This is a genomic window from Flectobacillus rivi, assembly GCF_030056655.1.
Taxonomy (GTDB): domain Bacteria; phylum Bacteroidota; class Bacteroidia; order Cytophagales; family Spirosomataceae; genus Flectobacillus; species Flectobacillus rivi.
The window spans coordinates 26434-44572 of sequence record NZ_JASHIE010000024.1; the positions used below are offsets into that span (position 1 = coordinate 26434).

Consider the following 18139-nt stretch of genomic DNA (forward strand, 5'->3'; position numbering starts at 1 on the left):
TTGGAAATGGGTTACCGAGGAAAGACATAGCAAAATTTAGTATATTTTTATGGTAGTAAAATGCTATATTTAAGTTTTCATCCAAACTTTTCGACCAACGAAGCAATTAGGATTCTGAACGAATATGCAGCATCTCAAAACAAAACAATATGGTCCTGTCAAAGCTTTTGAACTGGGGTATCATTGGCCTGGTTTGCCAACTTTTACGGTACATATTTACTACATCGACGGACTTTTGATAGATACAGGACAGTATAATTGTCGTCAGACAGTTTTATCATTGTTTAAACAGATGCCTCTTCAACAAATTGCACTTACGCATTGGCACGAAGATCATATTGGAAACGTTTCTACACTCTATAATCACTTTCATCCAGTTGTTTTTGCGCATCCTTTAACAGCCGAAAAAGTACGACAAGGTTTTGATGTAATGTTGTACGAAAAGTATTTCTTCGGGAAAATTCGCCCACAAGATATACCCATGCAAACGCTCCCAGAAGTGATACAAACCTCCAAATATTCGTTCGTTCCTATCTATACGCCAGGGCATAGCGATGACCATCATGTTTACCTTGAACCGAATGAAGGATGGCTCTTTTCAGGAGATTTATTTGTAAGTCAGCGCATAAAAGTTTTTCGAAAAGGAGAGAATATCTGGCAACAAATAGATTCGCTCAAACGAGTCTTAGATGAAGATTTCGATAAAGTATTTTGTGCGCATAATCCACAAGTAGAGTTTGGTAGAAAGTCTCTGGAACGTAAACTTGACTATTTTGAATCGTTCACCGAACAGGTGTGCTTTTGGTATAATCAGGGCTATAAAACCGCTGAGATTATTCAGAAAATGGCGCTGAAAGATAAGAAAATGATTAATCTTATGACGGGTTATGACGTCAGTGTCCATTGGATGGTAGGTTCTGTAATCAAACATTTGCCAGTACAATTATAAATGCCGATAGGGGAAGGAATAGAGTTATTGGTCGAATTTTTACATCTTCTTGTCGCTATAATATGCCATTAGGTAAAACAAAGTTGTACTTTTGACTGTTCAAAATGATTGAATAGTCTTCAAACAATTCTCCAATTTTAACATTATCATGAAAAAGATTTTATTAGCATTAGTAGCCGTGGCTTCTATCATGACAGCACAGGCTCAAGGTATCAAAACTCCTGCACCTAGTCCAACACAAACTATTAAGCAGGATTTTGCGCTTTCTTCTATCGAAGTAAACTACTCAAGACCCAATATGAAGGGCAGAACTGTATTTGGTGACTTGGCTCCTTATGGCAAATTATGGAGAACAGGTGCTAATGCAGCAACTAAAGTAACTTTTGGTGAAGACGTAACCGTAGGCGGTGTAGCTGTAAAAGCAGGTACTTATGTGCTTTATACTGTTCCAAACAAAGATGAATGGGAAGTGATTTTCAACAAAGGATTAGGTAACTGGGGTATCGATGGTTACAAAAAAGAGGAAGATGTTGCTCGTTTCAAAGTGAAACCTGTAGCATTGACATCATCAGTTGAGACTTTTACGATTCAATTAGGTAATGTAACTCCTGCAACGGCTGATATTCAAGTTTCTTGGGAAAAAACACAAATCAATATTCCTGTAGTAGCAGACATCGACGCTAAGATTTCGAAGTCAATTGAGACAGCTATGAACGTAGATAACCGTCCTTATTTCCAAGCGGCTAGCTACTATTTCGAAACAGGAAAAGATTTGAAACAAGCTTTAGCTTGGACAAACAAGGCTATCGAAAACAGTCCGAAAGCTTTTTGGATGGTACATTTAAAAGCAAAAATCTTAGCTAAAATGGGTGACAAAACTGCTGCAGTAACAGCAGCAAATCAGTCTATTGTATTGGCTAAAGAGGCTAAAAACGATGATTACGTAGCATTGAATGAGAAATTGATTGCTACTTTGAAATAATTTCATGCCTTAGGATTTAAGCAATATGCCATAAGCGAAGAGTTAAAGAATATTTCAAATGAAATGATACATACTCTTTGGCTCAATGTCTAGGTGTTAAAGCATTTAATTTTAAAAGGCGGTCGAAAATTGTTTTTCGACCGCCTTTTTGATGCTACTATGCTAGATTTTACTCAACCTAAGACGCAAAGCATTGCTTCTCTACTGGTGGTATGTAGATTTAATCACTAAATCACTCAATCTCAATTCACTCATTGGTATTTCATCCTAATAAAATCTACCTTAACTATTTTACAGTAAATAAAAAAACAGTACCTTTGCAAAAAAATAAAAACACCCTTAGGGTAAAGTCATGAAGTTCCTATATTTTTCTCCTAATTTCTTCTCCTAGTAAAGGCATTTCATTGAACCTTTACATCATTTTAGAATCTATCAATCGGATAGAGGCTCTATGGACATAGTTCATAAGAGGGTATTCATTGCTTTTGATTCATTACAAATTATTTTAGGGAACTTAGTCATTGTAAATTTCAATTTTTTTGTTTTAGCAATTGTTATGTATTCAGAAGCTATTCTGGATGTCATTGCCCAATTCGTTCATTCCGTAGCATGAAATGAATACGATGCCCAAAGACTTAGTTTCCCGCCACGTAAATAACAATTAAACTTATGAGCACAGAACAGAAGGTTGAAATAAACCTAGAGGAAATAAATATCAAAAAACGTCGCCTAGAGGTTATCAAACAAGAGCTGAAATCCGAATTTATCGGCATTGACTATATTATCGACGAATTAATCAATTATATCCAAATCTGGTATTTGATGCCAGATGTATTGGTTCGCCCTATTGTTGTAAACCTTTGGGGTATGACAGGCGTAGGAAAAACTGATTTGATTCGCCGATTGGTTTCAAAACTAGAATATCAAGATAGATTTGTAGAGGTTGAGTTATCACATGGCGAAAATTATTGGTACACTTCGGTAGCTTCTATTTTTGAGAGCAACTGTATCAATGATGGCAAGCCAGCTATTGTATTATTCGACGAAATACAACGCTTTTATACCATCGACCCCGAAGGAAAAGTGGTTACAAATACCCGTTCTCAGGATTTTTGGGAGTTGTTATCCGATGGACGACTTTCCAAAAAAGACAACAAAGAGTCGATAGATGAATATATGCAGCGCTATATGCATTCTTCTACACAGCGTCAGAAGCGTAAAAATAAACCTTTGGACGATGATATATCTGATGAAGATGATGATTTGGTAGGGTTATGGGAAGCGTATAATTTGAAGAAAACTTTTGTCCTTAATGAGTCTGTACATGAAATTGCAGAGATGAAAGAGGATGATATGTTGAAAATTATGCAACAAAAACGAGATAAAAAGACCGTTTTTGAACCGATTAATCATGCTAAAACTTTAATCATTATCAGTGGTAACCTCGATGAGGCATATTCAATGGCTGATGAAGCAGGTGAAACAGATGTAGATGCTGATATTTTTAGAGCTTTTACCGAAAAAATCACGATTATTGATATTAAAAAGGCGCTATCTAGAAAGTTTAAACCAGAACAAGTCGCACGTTTCGGAAATATTCACCTGATTTATCGTTCACTCAAAAAGCAAGATTTTAATGCGCTCATTGATTTAGAAATTCGTAAGATTGAGAAACGTAACATTGAGCATTTTGCTTTGAAAACAACGATAACGGATGCCGTTAAACAACTGGTTTATCAAAACGGAGTATTCCCTGTTCAGGGGGTTAGACCTGTTTTTTCGAGTATTGTAGATGTTGTTGAAGCCAACTTATCCAGTGTTATTTTTGAAGCATTAGTGGAAAGTGCAGAGGAAATTACTTTGGATTATAATTTTGTTGAAAAAGAACTCATTGCTACTTGGGGCGAAACCTCCGAAAAGCGTATTCCTTACATAGGAAAGGTAGATTTGATTCGTCAAAACAATTTGCCAGATATGATTGCTAATATCTCTGTGCACGAATCTGGACATGCAGTGGCATATTCTTTACTGTTAGGTGTTGCTCCATTACAGCTTAAGTCAAGGGTGGCGTCATCGTATGCGGGAGGGTTTTCGTTTCCTCATCAGATACACATGTCGGAGCAAAATGTTTTAAAGAAAATCAAAATTTATTTAGCAGGAGGATTAGCCGAATCATTAATTTTTGGCGAAGAAAACGTCACAATTGCACAAAGTTTCGACCGAGAAGATGCGGCAGGTTTAGTGATGGAATATATTCGCAAGTTTTGCTTCGACCGTAATTTTGCTTCTTATTACATGAGTTCTGCAGAATACAGCATGGATATGACAGTAACCGACTGGTCGATTGAGAAAATGATGAAAAATTTAGAGCAAGAAACGCAGGAGCTTTTGGTACAAAACAAAGATTATTTGGTTGCCTTGTCGAAAGTATTATTTCAAAAGGGTAGTTTACAGCCTCAAGAAGTCGTAGAAATTGCACAAAAATATGGTCATACACTGAGTATCCATAATGAGAACCACCTAATTATTGCGCCATATCAGGATACATTAAATCAACAATCATAACAGAACTTAGTATGCCGATGCTTTAAAGTTTGAGATGCTAACTCTAGCAAGAAAGCTGTATCTTTGTCATTCGGCTTTATGTTATCAAATGAATGATTTAACCTGATATAAATCTCTAGTAAATATAAAATAATTTTGTCTGGCATAATCGGATTCCGTAAGCCTTATGCCATTTATTTGCACACACACTTAGAGCGGATATAGCTTTGAAACACATTGATTCAGCGATATAAATCTTATCCTCTCGGTAAGTGAATTCGATAAATAAGCTTTATGCATAGTACTTATAAAGAAAAAGAAACGGCAGTTTTGGTTGCCGTCCAAACACAGAAACAAAATGCTGCTCAGACCAAAGAATATCTCGATGAGCTAGCATTTTTGGCAGATACTTCGGGTATCGAAACACTGTACACTTTTACTCAAAAACTCGAACGCCCCGACAACCGCACGTATGTAGGAAAGGGACGTATGCAAGATATTTTGATGTATGTAATCGACAACGATGTGGATATGATCATCTTCGATGATGAGCTTTCTCCTATTCAGATTCGTAACATCGAAGCCGAATTTGCGCATTTTCAAAAAGAGGTAAAAGTATTAGACCGTAGTTTGCTGATCCTCAATATTTTTGCGATGCGTGCGCAAACTGTACAAGCACGTACGCAAGTAGAATTGGCGCAACAGCAATATATTCTTCCTCGTTTGACACGTATGTGGACTCACTTGTCTAAGCAACGTGGGGGTGTGGGTATGCGTGGTCCAGGTGAAAAAGAGTTGGAAACTGACCGTCGTACGGCCAACGACCGTATCTCATTTTTGAAGGAAAAATTACGTCAAATCGATAAACAAGCACTAACTCAGCGTAAAAATCGTGATAGAATGGTGCGTGTATCTTTGGTTGGCTATACCAACGTTGGTAAATCAACTTTGATGCGCCGTTTAGCAAAAGCAGATGTATTTGCCGAAAATAAATTGTTTGCAACAGTAGACTCTACCGTTCGAAAAGTTACGATTGATTCTATCCCATTTTTGTTGTCAGATACCGTAGGATTTATCCGAAAATTGCCAACCATGTTGATTGAATCATTCAAATCGACACTTGATGAGGTTCGTGAAGCAGATATTTTGCTGCACGTTGTGGATATTTCACACCCTAATTACGAAGAGCAAATTGGTATTGTAAATGATACTTTGACTGAAATTGGTGCAGCGGATAAACCAACGATTTTGGTATTCAACAAAATCGATAAGTTTGAGGTAGAACCCGAAACAACTGAAAAAGAGCAGGACGATTGGGAAGTTGTTCATGGTGAGAATCCTTGGGAAGAAGAGCCAAAAGATCAAGCTTCAAGAATTCAAAAAGTTACAGAGTTTTTGAAAAAATCATATTTGCACACTCCTCAACCTATGGCGGTATTTATCTCAGCAGAGCAGAAGGAAAATCTAGACGAATTAAGAGATACTGTGCTTAATTTGGTAAAAAATAAACATATCCAGATTTTCCCTAACTGGCTCACTACTGATGAATCATACACTGAAAATAGCGAAAGCTGGGCAGAATAAAGTCTTTGTTTCAATTTGAGAAACTTTTAATTACTTACTTTTTTAAGTAATTTTGTTTTGTGTGGTCTCGTATGGTAGACCACTTGGCACTGTAGTTCAATGGATAGAATAGGCGTTTCCTAAACGTTTGATGCGGGTTCGATTCCCGCCGGAGCCACCACATTTTCTAATACTTCTTCTTGTCTATCCCTTTTCTTCATGCTTGCTTTGATTTGTGCCACTAGATTACGGTAGATAAAAAAGTAAAAGAACATTCCTTTTTCGGCACGATTGAGCTTGTATTTCCCAGAGGTATAAACCGAAAGCGTATATTTTTCTATCCCCAAAATCCTTTCTATGTCTTCAAATTTTAGCTTCTGCTGTGCCATTTTATCCAAAATCCACTGAGCATCTACTACGTCAGTATTTGTTGGAATAAAAAGTTTGACGCCGATACGTAATCTTCTACCATACAAAAATGGACTAAACACTTCCTCCGTTACTTTCACCAACACTTCTTTAATATTGGGTTCATTGTCTTCTTTTTGAAGCTGACTTGTCTGAATAATTATCTCATGGCTTGTGACTTTCATGATTTTAAATAACACATGATACTTTTTCATTTGTGTTATGGCTCTTTGCTCGAGAGCTGCTTTGAGGGTCGGGCTCAGATGTTCAAAGCGATGTAAATTGTCGAATTTAGGTGTCATAATAGTACACAATAGTGGGAGATTATTGAATTAGAGAGAATAATACATTATTGAAAAAAATGTAAAACTAAAATAAATTGAGTTGAAAAACTTAAACTGAAAAAGGGTAGAATTGTAAATTTGTTGATGATTTGTGTAAATACTTTTTGATAAAACTTGAAAAATGTAGCTTACAGAGGAGAAAAATATTTTTTTGCTGTGTTTTGATAAACCAATAGAAATATTGATGAGATAAAGTTACACAAAAAAACAAAAAAAAGGAATTATACTCAATTTTTTACTTGGCTCAAATGTTATTCCTAACTCTGTTATTTTAAAGTTTAGGAAAAAATGAAAATTTAATATTCTGGTAGTCAATTTATTAAACATTTTTTTCAGAAAAACTTCAACCTCGTTCCAACCTTCCGTTGATTTTGCGCACTCTTTAAAGCAAAACAAATCAACACAACATTATGAAAAAATACCTTTTTAGTATCATCGCTGCGGCTACTTTGATGTCTTGTTCAGACAATGATAGCTTCCCTACACGCTTTGTTTTATCTGATAAATTTACCACAAGTAATCAAGGTTGGATCGGCGATTTTGCAGATTATCCCAAAACGGATTCTGTATTTTATGAATTAAGCTACAGCCATGCCAAACTACCTGCACCATTAGACACCGCGAAAAAAGCTTTACGAATTTCAGGAAATAATCACAGTGATGATTTATTTATGTTCTTGAAAAAGAGAGTAACTGGTCTGAAACCTAATCAAACCTATAGTGCAAAATTTGAAGTTGAGTTTGCAAGTACTGTACCCAACGGCATGATGGGAGTGGGTGGTTCTCCAGGAGAGAGCGTGTATTTCGGAGCAGGATTTAGTGCAATCGAGCCGAAAAAAGAGGTTGATAATGGCTATTACAGAATCAAAAATGTAGGAAAAATTTCTCAGGCTGCCGATGGCAAAGACATGAAAGTAATGGGAAATGTAGCTAATGGCACCGATAAAAATCAATACACTTTGGTGAAGCGCACAGGTACTTTTACTGGCAAAACTGATGCAAATGGACAATTGTGGCTTATCATTGGTACAGATTCAGGCTTCGAGGCGACTACGACTCTGTACTACACAGGGGTAAATGTAGAATTTATTGAACTAACAAATCAATAGTTTTAGATGATTTTTACTGAGCGATTGTCGTATCTTCTTCAATCGCTCAGTAAATTTTACTAGTTGACCAAATGCTCCCAAATGACTTGGTAAACCTCTGTAGCATCGATTTCCTTTTTGTCGAGTGCTTTGTCTGTAACTAGTATAGGATAATATTCTTTACCAATGTTAATACCACCGTGCGAGCCTTTTACCAGTGTGGCATCCAATGGGATAACATCCATTAAATATCTGAATCCTAGAAGTTTACGGGCAAGTTTGTAAGCAGCGCGTAACTTAATCAAAGGGTTTTTAGGATTCATGAACATCTCTACTGGGTCATAGCCTGGTTTACGGTGAATATCTACCAAACGAGCATAGTCTGGCGCCACAGCATCGTCAAACCAATAGTAATAGGTAAACCAGCTATCTGCATCGGCCATTAAAACAAAATCGCCCGAACGTTCATGGTCAAGATGATAATCTTTTTTGGTATTTTCGTCCAATACTAAAGCTACACCAGCAATATTATTTAAGATTGTTCTTACCTTTTCTAGCTGAGTTTTGTCGTTAACATATACATGTGCTATTTGGTGGTCAGCGGTTGCAAATGCTTGTGAAGCGCCTGCATCCAATAGCTCTAATCCTTTTTCTACACGAACATTGATTAGGTTGTTTTCGCGTAAAATACGATTGACATGAATAGGATTGTTGACGGTATTGATACCATATTCAGAAAGCAAAATAATGTTACAATCCTTTTGGCGATAATGCGTCACTAAATCTTCAACCAATTTGTCTACTTCACCTAATTCTTTATGAATTTTCGAAAAATCAACGCCATATTTTTGTAAACAATAGTCCAAATGTGGAAGGTAGATTAAAGTCAAAGTTGGGTCATGTTTTTTGTCTACCCAAACAGAGGCATCTGCTATCCACTTCGAAGATTTTAGATTGGCATTGGGTCCCCAAAAGTTAAAAAGTGGGAACGTCCCAAGTTCAGCTTGTAGTTCATCTCTCAAACTCGAAGGGTGAGAATAACAGTCGGGTGCTTTTACTCCATCGGCATGATATTGAGGTCGAGGTGTTACGGAATAATCGGCAGTTGAATACATATTGTACCACCAAAACATCTTTGAGCAAGTAAAGTTAGGATCTAATTTTTTGGCAGCATCCCAGATTTTTTCTGATAGTACTAGCTTATTAGATTGTTTCCAAAACTTCACTTCTGAGTCAGTTCTATCATACCAGCCATTCCCTACAATGCCATGATTATCAGGGAATTTTCCAGTTACATACGTGCTTTGAGCCGTGGTAGTTACGGCAGGAAGTACAGGTTTGATATGAGTAAAATGATGTTCTTCAAAATACTTTTTTAAAAATGGCGTATGTTCACCAATTACGCTGGTACTTAGTCCAACTATATCAATAACAACAGTTTTTTTCATGTTTCTACAAAATTGGGAGCAATAAATTTAGGGCTAGACTAAGGTTTTTACCCATGCTATTTCTCGAACGATAGAATCATTTAAAGGCGCTTGCACTTCTGCGGGCAATACTCCCCAAGTGTATGTTTCGATTTCGAGATGATTAGTGGCTGGTTTTTGTTTGTGCAAAGCCAATGTTTCAACAATATCGTTTCTGGTAGACGACAAAAGTCCATAATGTTCGATAAACAAAGGGACGTGGAAATGTACTCGCCATTCTTGATACGATACGGTTTGAGCAGCGGTTAAGGCATCGCCAAGGTCTGTGAACTTTTCAAAACTTCCATCCTCCTTTAAAGCAACTACTTGGTGCAAATAGGTTGGTTCGTTGTATTGTGCCAAAGCTGCGAGTTTTTCCGCTTTTTGTTCATCAAATATCACTCGAATCGCTGAGCTAACCTGAAATTTGCCAATTTTAATCCCTAATTGCTCTAGTTTTGCCAAAGCTTCTTCAGGCTTTTCGTAGTTTACCGCAAAATGACAAATATCATAACATAGCTGAACATGTGTATGAATGAGTTCTTCTATTTGCTTGTCTGTTAGGTTTTTATCTTTAAAGTATTCTTTTGCTGATGGCAACAAAATATGTTGATACCAGTCGATGAACTCAGCCGAGTTTTCGAGAATACCATCTGGTTCAGGTTCTATATCCAAGTGCAATACTTTGCCTGTTGCTTGCTGAATTTTAGCTAATTTCTCCACAACCTGCAAGATATGAGTCGTAGAAATAGCAATGGCTTCAGCTAGTTTTTCTGGCGTTTCCCACCAATAACGATAGGAGAGAGGAGAGGTCGAAATCCCACCTTCTTGCATATCGTTTGGTAAAATATCTGCCAAAATTTCAAACATTCGGATGGTATAATCACGACGGTTGGTGGTAGTCCAGTCAGGTGCATGAACTTGGTCTTTTACTACAGCTTCATGAAAATCTCCATAAGGAAATCCATTCATCGTGAATACATAACAATTTTGCTCGGAAAGCCAATTTTTGAAAGCTTCAAGGTTTTCTTTTTGGCTTAAATCAATACTCGCCTGATTTGCCAAACGCAAGCCAATTCCCATCGGACTGTTGGGACTCACTTGTTGTTTGATTACTGGAATACTATTTTGAAGTACCGAAAAATGATGTTGCCAATCTTCGCCTGTATGGATATTGCTACAATAAGTCAAATGACCATTGAGAGTTTTCATGCTAGTTTATTGTTAATTTCGTAAAAGCCTTAAAATACACAAACCTTCGATGCCAAATAATCTACAGCTTGTTTTACTAATTCAAAATCTATCTCGTGAACTTCTTCACCTTTGCCTAATGCTTTTAACAAAGTAATGGTTAATTGACCACCAAGATGTTCTCTAAATTCATTTAAGCCTTTCCAAAGATTGATTTTATCGTTTTCAGCTAAGGCTGGGTGATATAATTCAAAACCTAAATTTTGTAAAAGCGTAATGATTCTTTGTAAATCATTTTCGGTTAAATCACCTTTAAGATGCGAATACACCGAATCCAAGGCAATACCAATTGCAACAGCTTCGCCGTGACGAATACTAAAATTGGTAAGATATTCTAATTTATGCGCAGCCCAATGCCCAAAATCCAAAGGTCTTGCCGAACCACTTTCAAATGGGTCGCCACTAGAGATATGTTGGACGTGCAATTCGGCACAGCGGAAAATATGCTGGTACATGGCGTCTTCATCACGATTTGCCAAAGCAAACGCATGCTCTTCAAGCCATGTGAAAAACTTCAAATCCTTGATTAAGGCTACTTTAACGGCTTCTGCAATACCAGAACGCCAATCACGGTCGTTGAGGGTTGTCAAGAAGTTACTATCATTGAACACCGCTACTGGTGGCGCAAATGTGCCTAAGAAGTTCTTTTTTCCGATATAATTAATCCCGTTTTTTACGCCAACTCCCGAATCATTTTGAGATAAAACCGTAGTTGGAATACGGATATGCTTGACTCCACGGTGCGCCACTGCCGAAGCGTAGCCTGTCATGTCCAAAAATGCACCACCACCAATGGCAGCTACAAATGAATGGCGGTCTATGCCATAAGTATCAATTGCTTCGAGTACTTGATCGAAATAACTTGGTTGATTTTTGACGATTTCTCCTCCTGGCAATACCAAAATATCTGAAGCTAGTTCGATGGCATCTTGTGTTGCAAAATAATTGCGAATAGCATCTTGCAAGTAAGGATGTGCCTCAGCAACGCCTTCGTCGATGAGAAAAAGTATTTTCTTTTTGAAGGTTGGACTGCCGTAATTACGGAGAAAATCTATCAATAATGAGTTTTCAGGCGCAAATAAGTTTTTAGTAAATTGGATATTATAAGAAAATTGTACCTGAAAAGATTGCTGAATAACTGACATTGAATTAAGATTTTAAGTCATTTAGTGCCTAAGACTACTTTCGAGCACTAAGTCATACAATTAACATGTGGTGATTTTTAGTGATGAATTGTGAGTTATGAATAAGGACTGTATGAAGGATTTCAAGCAATTTCAGATTTGGGATTTCTGATTTCGGAAGTTTAAAAAGTGCTTTAAACTTCCGAAATCCAACATCCGATATCCGAAATAAACGGTTTTATAATCCTTTGTGCAGTACTAATTCACCATTCACAATTCATCATTCATACTCACGTTACGGCAAACATTTTTGCCAAACGCATTGATAGTGGTAAAAGCAATACAACGATTAAGGTCTGAACAATATTTCCTGATAAACTCACCCAAGCGGCATCCATAATGATTAAAGATAACACGCCTGCTTTTACGGCTTTTCCGATATTGGGACCTATAGGATGTTGAATAGCTTTGAATAAGGGTTTTCCTATCAAATAAAGATGGCTTGCAACCAAAATGGCTGTTAACCAAAGTGTTCCTCTTGTAAAAGATACATACAACTGAGCCGAACTTACCAGCAGGTATAAAAGTGCGGCAAAGTATAGGATATTTTTACTTCCTCCGTGCACCTCGCCACGACTTACCATCGTAATAGCTGCAATATAAATAACAGGAATAATGGCTAAATATTGGAAATCTTGCCATTGTTCTGGCATTACACTCATGCCAAGTAACAGGTTAAAACCTCTGCATAGGCCCATGTTGATGGGACCTAAAAATGAATGATGTTTTCCCCATTTGTCATAAACTAAGGCTGCAATAGCGGTTATAATAGCAAAAATGGCACTTAAAGGACTTTGTAAATAAGCACTAATCACACCGATTAATAATAAAATACTTCCTAAAATACTTGCCTCGGTAAGAGTCACTTTTTTGCTTGGAATCGCTCGTTCGGGACGTTCGATGGCATCAAGTTCAGCATCGAATACGTCATTGAATACCACGCCACCGCCATACAGACCCAAAGTGGATATAGACAAGTATAGAACAGATTGTACATGAAAATAGTTTGTGTCAAACACAAAGTGTACAATACTCATACCTGCCAAAATGTCTGCGACCGCCGTTATCATATTCGCCGGTCGCATGAGTTGTAAATAATATTTAAGTTTCAATTTGTCTATTAAAGAAGTTAAAAATAGAGAATTGGTTTATGCGCTTTAGGCTGTAAGCCGTAGGCTACAGGCAAAAAGCTTTGGTTATTTCATGAGAAATACTTTTCAAATTTAGCATAATGCTCAGCACCTTAGTAAGTAAGCAAAATAAAATTCAATTTTTGAGCTTTCGGCTTTCAGCTATGGGCATTCGGCAAAAACCTATCTAAACAATTTAACACTCTTTGCCTTATGCCTGTTGCCTAGTGCCTAAACACATAACTTAAATCTTATTCTGCACAATTACTTATCGTATCACTATCGCATTTTTATCGATACGAGGTTGCTGTCCTCCTCTCAAAATGGTATTTCCATTAAAGGTTTTACTTTGGTCAATAACCGTATTGTTTTCAAAATCCTCCACATTGATTTGACCACTTTGAGCAAATGCATCGATGGCGTTTTGATAAGTGACCATTTTGATGTCATGATCCGAAATTCCTTTCATTTTCATCAAAGCAGCAGTTTTGGCAACGGCAAGTGGGTCGCTAATACCCCAATCGGCAGCAGAATTAATCATGATTCTTTCTGAGCCATATTGCTTTACAATTTCTACCATTCTTTCGTTACCCATTTTGGTAAATGGATAAATCGTAAATGCGGCATAAAAACCTTGGTCGAGCACACTTTTTACGGTTTCCTCATTATTGTGGTCAATGATTACCATATTGGGTGCAATACCATGTTCGAGCGCTATAGCCATACTACGTTCGGTACCTTTGCGTTTATCGCGGTGTGGCGTGTGAACTTGTACGGGTAAATTAGCTTCTTTGGCTAAATCTAATTGCCAACGATAATACTTTTCTTCTGCGGGAGTTTGATCGTCAAAACCAATTTCACCAACCCCAACAACACCTTCTTTGTAAAGATACAATGGCAAAATTTCCATGACTTGTTCTGCTAAAGGTTCGTTGTTGGCTTCGCGAGAATTAAGCCCAATTGTGCAGTAATGTTTGATGCCAAACTGCGACGAACGGAATCTTTCCCAACCCACAAGGCTACTAAAGTAATCTTTGAATGTTGCCAAACCTGTGCGAGGTTGCCCCAACCAGAAAGCAGGTTCGATAATCGCTACAACACCAGCGTCGGCTAAGGCTTGGTAGTCGTCGGTCGTACGTGAAGTCATGTGGATATGAGGGTCAAAAAACTTCATATCCTTAATATAATCCATGAAATTGGCCTGCACGTGTTGTGCAGTTACTTTCTCCTCTGCCGAGCCTTCAAAGTGCGAAGGGTTTTGTTGTATTTCTGAATGTTTATTACACATAATCGAATGAGTGAATTAGTCGACTACAAAGGATTGTAAGCACCATCTATTTGGGATATCGGATGTTGGATTTCGGAAATATAATCCACTTTTTAAAGTTATATATTGTAAAAAAGTGTGTTATACCTTATTTCCGAAATCAAAGATCCTCAATCTGCAATCGTATAAAATCCTTTATGCAGTATTACAAGTAAATTGAAAATGAGTGAGTTAGTGAGTTGTTGGCGTTTCCTTCTTATCTTTTGAGTCACTACACATAACACAGTTGATGAACCTCCAATTGCTTCCAGCTCAATTGTCCTTTTTGTACGGAAGCTCTTAATTGAGGGTAATTTTCTAGCAAACTCTCAGCGCCAGGAAACGTTGTTTCGGAGCATACCAAAGCTGCTGCTGTTTGATTTTGGATGTCATTTGACTGAAAAAGTTTATCCAAATCAGCCAAAATTGTATCATTCATAAAATTGGTCACCAGACGCCATACCTGCGCAGGTACTTTACGGTCGGCCGCCCAGCGCTCATGAGCAAAGTCTGAAAGTGTTTCAGCAAGTTTGCGGTTGGCACGTTTTTCCAATCCTACAATTAAATGAATAGGCTTATCATTGAAAATACATTTTAACACCAATTGATTCCATGCTAGTTCTGAAAAATGTAGAAAAGGGTAAGGATTACCAAACCCGATGGCATCAAAAACTACACCCATATTGGAACGAACAGCCTCTGTGGCCCTAAAAAGCCATTTTTCTGGATAGGATAGCACTGGCAATGCTGAGTATAAAGCTACTAACTCGTTGATTTCGGCAGTATCAAAAAGTGTTTCAATATTTTTGACATATTCTTCACTCTGATCGCTTGGGATATGTAAGAGGAGATATACACGCACTAATCGTTCTAACGTCCACTCTTCAATTTGCCAATTTGGCACTGCCTCATGAAGTACTTTTTCGTCGATACGAATAGCTACTTTGCGAATAAACCTAGGCGCTGAAACAAAGGCTATTTGAATAGCTTTTACATCAGAATTAGCCTTAGTTTTCACCCATTCTAATTCTTTTTCGTTTGCTGTGGCCTCAATAGCACTCAATAGTATATGTTGGATAGACGTCATCGTTTTGGGATAGTTTTATGACTTTGGACTTTGGGATTACTCAAAATGGATAAATTTCGGTTGACCAAAATCTTTTTCTTTCTTTTTGTAAAGATAAAAACATCTATTCAGCTTGGTGTCTTGTTTTTTAGGGAAAAACATCATTTATGACAATAATCAATGTTTACTCCATTTATTTAAACGTACGAGTAAATGATTTAAAACAAAATTAAATAGAAATAATTCAATTATTGTCTCTTTATGAGAAAATAAATACATTAGCCAGATAAAATGGTTAGCACAAACTTCCTCGGGTGTTCTTCATAAGTTTTTTTGCAAAAACAGGAAGCATCCCAGACTTTGAAAGTAGGGTAATTTCCTTAATTTCATCAAAAAAGCGGTCAGAAAAATAACTCCCGACCGCTTTTTTGATGAACTCTTAAGACTTGAACTAGAACCTCCAATTTTGTCCAGCTAAAAGCCTTAGGCATTAGGCAGAAAAACTTCTATTGATTTATGAGAAATATTTTTAGCCGACTGCCCAAAGCTGAAAGCCCAATGCTAGTCCTAATTTCTTAAAATGATTTTGGTAGTTTGGGACTTTTTATTGGTATCTATTTTGAGCAGATACATGCCCGAAGGAAGTCCCTGCAAGTCAAATACTTCCTCTGTATTGGCACGTAACATTCTGGTATTTTGGATAATACGACCGCTCAAATCAATTAATGTTGCCTGCGCATTTTCGGTCATTTTTACATAGACATACCTACTGGTAGGATTAGGATAAACCTGACTAATCAGGTCTTGCTCGGTGCCTGTGATAACTACTTTGGTAAGATTTTTCAGTACCCTCAATCCTCCTGTATTAGTGCCTACGATTACATCAGGAAGCAAATCGTTGTCTAAATCACCTATAGCAATCGTGGCGTTTCCTCCAATCAATAAATTTTCAGGTTTGTTGCTAAAACTGTTGAATATCAGACTAGTATCTGCTACAAATTGATTGATGTTCTGTTCCTGAAAACTTCTATAAATACTCATATTGCCAGTACGATTTCCTACTAGCAAATCTGTTTTTCCATCAAGATTGACATCGCCTGTTGTCAGAAATATATTTCCTGCAATGTAATCCGTCTGAAGCTTACCTAAGTTATCATTTTGTACCACATATTTGGGCGACTGATTACTTCCTGTATTTTGAATAAAGCGAATATTCCCACGTGAGGTACCGTGCAAAATATCGATTTTACCATCTTTATCAAAATCAAAAAAAGTAACAGATTCGCCAGCTAAAAAGTCTGTAAATGTGGGCAATAACACCGCGTTACTCAACTGAATATTAAAAGCTTGATTACCTGCAGCCTTGTTTGGAATATATCTGATTTCCATGCCTTTAGATGAGTTGGAGCTAAAGCCCAAATCATCGACACCGTCACCATTGATGTCAGCTACAAACGGGCGAATATCCAATAATTGCATAGATTTTACGATTCCTAAATAATCGGTATCTTTTACTTCGAAAGTATTATCGCCTTTATTTTCTAGTAAAACCAAACCTGCCTTTACTCCAGTTGATGTGATATTTCCGCTGTATCCGATAACCAAATCTTTGTCGCCATCACCGTCAATATCGACCAAAACAGGAGAGGCGTTTTCTCCCAAATCCAGCATCGTATTTTGGAGAAAATTTTTACCCTGATAATTCCAGATGGGCAAGTTATCTTTTCCAGTGTTTTTATAGAACCAGACGGATTGTTGAAAATCAATAGTTCTTTCGGCACTATCAAAGCCGTTGGGTGCTGCCACTAGGTCTTTAATACCATCAAAATCTAGATCCTCGAAATATACCGCAGGAAATATAGGGAAATCGATGGCAGTGGTATTGGTTGGATATACATAACTAGCCGAAGTGAAAGAGGCACGTTGCTGCGTACCTTGATTGATAAGAGCCGCTATGTTGTTACAGGTGATATGACCAAATAGTACATCTTTTTTATTGTCGCCATTTAGGTCGAGGAGGAGCAGGGCATTACCCGAATGAAGGACTTTTTGAGCACTTGGCTCAGTGGCTTTTTGTCCTGCAGGAGTATTGCCACAATCTATTCCAAACTGAAAGTCCTGACATAGTTGCTTGATAAAATCACCCCAGCAATAACCTATTTTTACAAATTCAAGACGGGTAGGGTCATTGTATTTTTCTACGGCATTATTTCTATGAAATTCGACAAAATCACCAGAAGGGTCAAACAACAATACATCAATATCGCCATCATTATCAATATCTGTAATCGCAGGAATATCTGTGGCGGTTACGTTGAGGTTGATTTTTCCTGAAAAACCAATACTATATAAAGGATTTGCAATCAATTGCCATGAAACCTTATCGGCTGTGGTGGTATTGCGATATAATTTCAAACCTGCCGATGAATGTGTGAACAAATCTTTGCGACCATCTTTGTCATAATCAACCAACAACATCCAGTTTTGAAGTGTAGGAAATAACGTTTCGTATTGCGGAGCATATTGCCAATAATATTGTCCAGAGGTATTCTTAGTGGCCAAAAAAGTAAATACCTTTTGAGCGGTGCGATCATAAACCACTAAGTCTTCGGGACCATCGTTATTGAGCTGACAAGTCGAAAATTGTGGTGCATTCAAACCACCAGCAAAAGCATTGACAAGGTTTTGTCCATTCTGAAGGATTTTTACTTGGTCGTTATACTTAAAAGAGATTTCTTGGGCATAAATTTGAATAGAAGACCAAACTATATAGAGCGTAAGTAATTTTTTCATTCGATATTTGTTTGCTTATTTCGTAGTTGAATTATACGAAATTCGATGAGTATTTAACAGATAAC

The 18139-nt window shown here is 37.3% G+C and carries 12 protein-coding genes and 1 tRNA gene; 6 read left to right on the top strand and 7 right to left on the bottom strand.

The window, feature by feature from the left end; all coding sequences use genetic code 11:
• The first annotated feature begins 124 nt into the window (after positions 1-124).
• The 6 genes from QM481_RS24280 (at position 125) to QM481_RS24305 (ending at position 7899) form a co-directional block, all read left to right on the top strand.
• The gene (locus QM481_RS24280; protein WP_283383713.1) at positions 125-949 is read left to right on the top strand and encodes an MBL fold metallo-hydrolase; all 825 of its coding nucleotides are present in this window, start codon (positions 125-127) and stop codon (positions 947-949) included.
• A 148-nt stretch (positions 950-1097) separates the two neighbouring features.
• A complete protein-coding gene (locus QM481_RS24285) occupies positions 1098-1931 on the top strand; it encodes a DUF2911 domain-containing protein (RefSeq protein WP_166549193.1) in 834 nt (277 codons plus the stop codon).
• Between the two features lie 669 nt (positions 1932-2600).
• Positions 2601-4496, top strand: coding sequence for a ClpB D2-like domain containing protein (locus QM481_RS24290; RefSeq protein ID WP_283383714.1), 1896 nt, complete (start codon positions 2601-2603; stop codon positions 4494-4496).
• 273 nt (positions 4497-4769) lie between these two features.
• Positions 4770-6059 carry a GTPase HflX gene (gene hflX, locus QM481_RS24295; protein WP_283383715.1) on the top strand — a complete coding sequence of 430 codons (1290 nt, stop codon included), beginning with the start codon at positions 4770-4772 and terminating at the stop codon, positions 6057-6059.
• 85 nt (positions 6060-6144) lie between these two features.
• Positions 6145-6219, top strand: a tRNA-Arg gene (locus QM481_RS24300).
• Between the two features lie 981 nt (positions 6220-7200).
• Positions 7201-7899 (top strand): hypothetical protein, encoded by a 699-nt coding sequence (locus QM481_RS24305; RefSeq protein WP_283383716.1) that lies wholly within the window; start codon positions 7201-7203, stop codon positions 7897-7899.
• A gap of 59 nt (positions 7900-7958) precedes the next feature.
• On the opposite strand, the gene QM481_RS24310 is transcribed toward QM481_RS24305, so the two are convergent.
• From QM481_RS24310 to QM481_RS24340, 7 genes are all read right to left on the bottom strand, one after another.
• Positions 7959-9326, bottom strand: coding sequence for an alkaline phosphatase family protein (locus QM481_RS24310; RefSeq protein ID WP_283383717.1), 1368 nt, complete (start codon positions 9324-9326; stop codon positions 7959-7961).
• Between the two features lie 33 nt (positions 9327-9359).
• Positions 9360-10556, bottom strand: a complete 1197-nt coding sequence (gene eboE / locus QM481_RS24315) for a metabolite traffic protein EboE (protein WP_283383718.1) — start codon at positions 10554-10556, stop codon at positions 9360-9362.
• A gap of 29 nt (positions 10557-10585) precedes the next feature.
• Positions 10586-11740 carry a 3-dehydroquinate synthase gene (locus tag QM481_RS24320; RefSeq protein ID WP_283383719.1) on the bottom strand — a complete coding sequence of 385 codons (1155 nt, stop codon included), beginning with the start codon at positions 11738-11740 and terminating at the stop codon, positions 10586-10588.
• A 269-nt stretch (positions 11741-12009) separates the two neighbouring features.
• Positions 12010-12864, bottom strand: a complete 855-nt coding sequence (gene eboC / locus QM481_RS24325) for a UbiA-like protein EboC (RefSeq protein WP_283368959.1) — start codon at positions 12862-12864, stop codon at positions 12010-12012.
• 313 nt (positions 12865-13177) lie between these two features.
• Positions 13178-14197 (bottom strand): TatD family hydrolase, encoded by a 1020-nt coding sequence (locus QM481_RS24330; protein WP_095162375.1) that lies wholly within the window; start codon positions 14195-14197, stop codon positions 13178-13180.
• Positions 14198-14447: 250 nt separating this feature from the next.
• Entirely contained in the window at positions 14448-15302 is an 855-nt protein-coding gene (locus QM481_RS24335; protein ID WP_283383720.1) for an EboA domain-containing protein, read from the bottom strand.
• A 546-nt stretch (positions 15303-15848) separates the two neighbouring features.
• Positions 15849-18074, bottom strand: a complete 2226-nt coding sequence (locus QM481_RS24340; RefSeq protein WP_283383721.1) for a T9SS type A sorting domain-containing protein — start codon at positions 18072-18074, stop codon at positions 15849-15851.
• Positions 18075-18139: the final 65 nt, after the last annotated feature.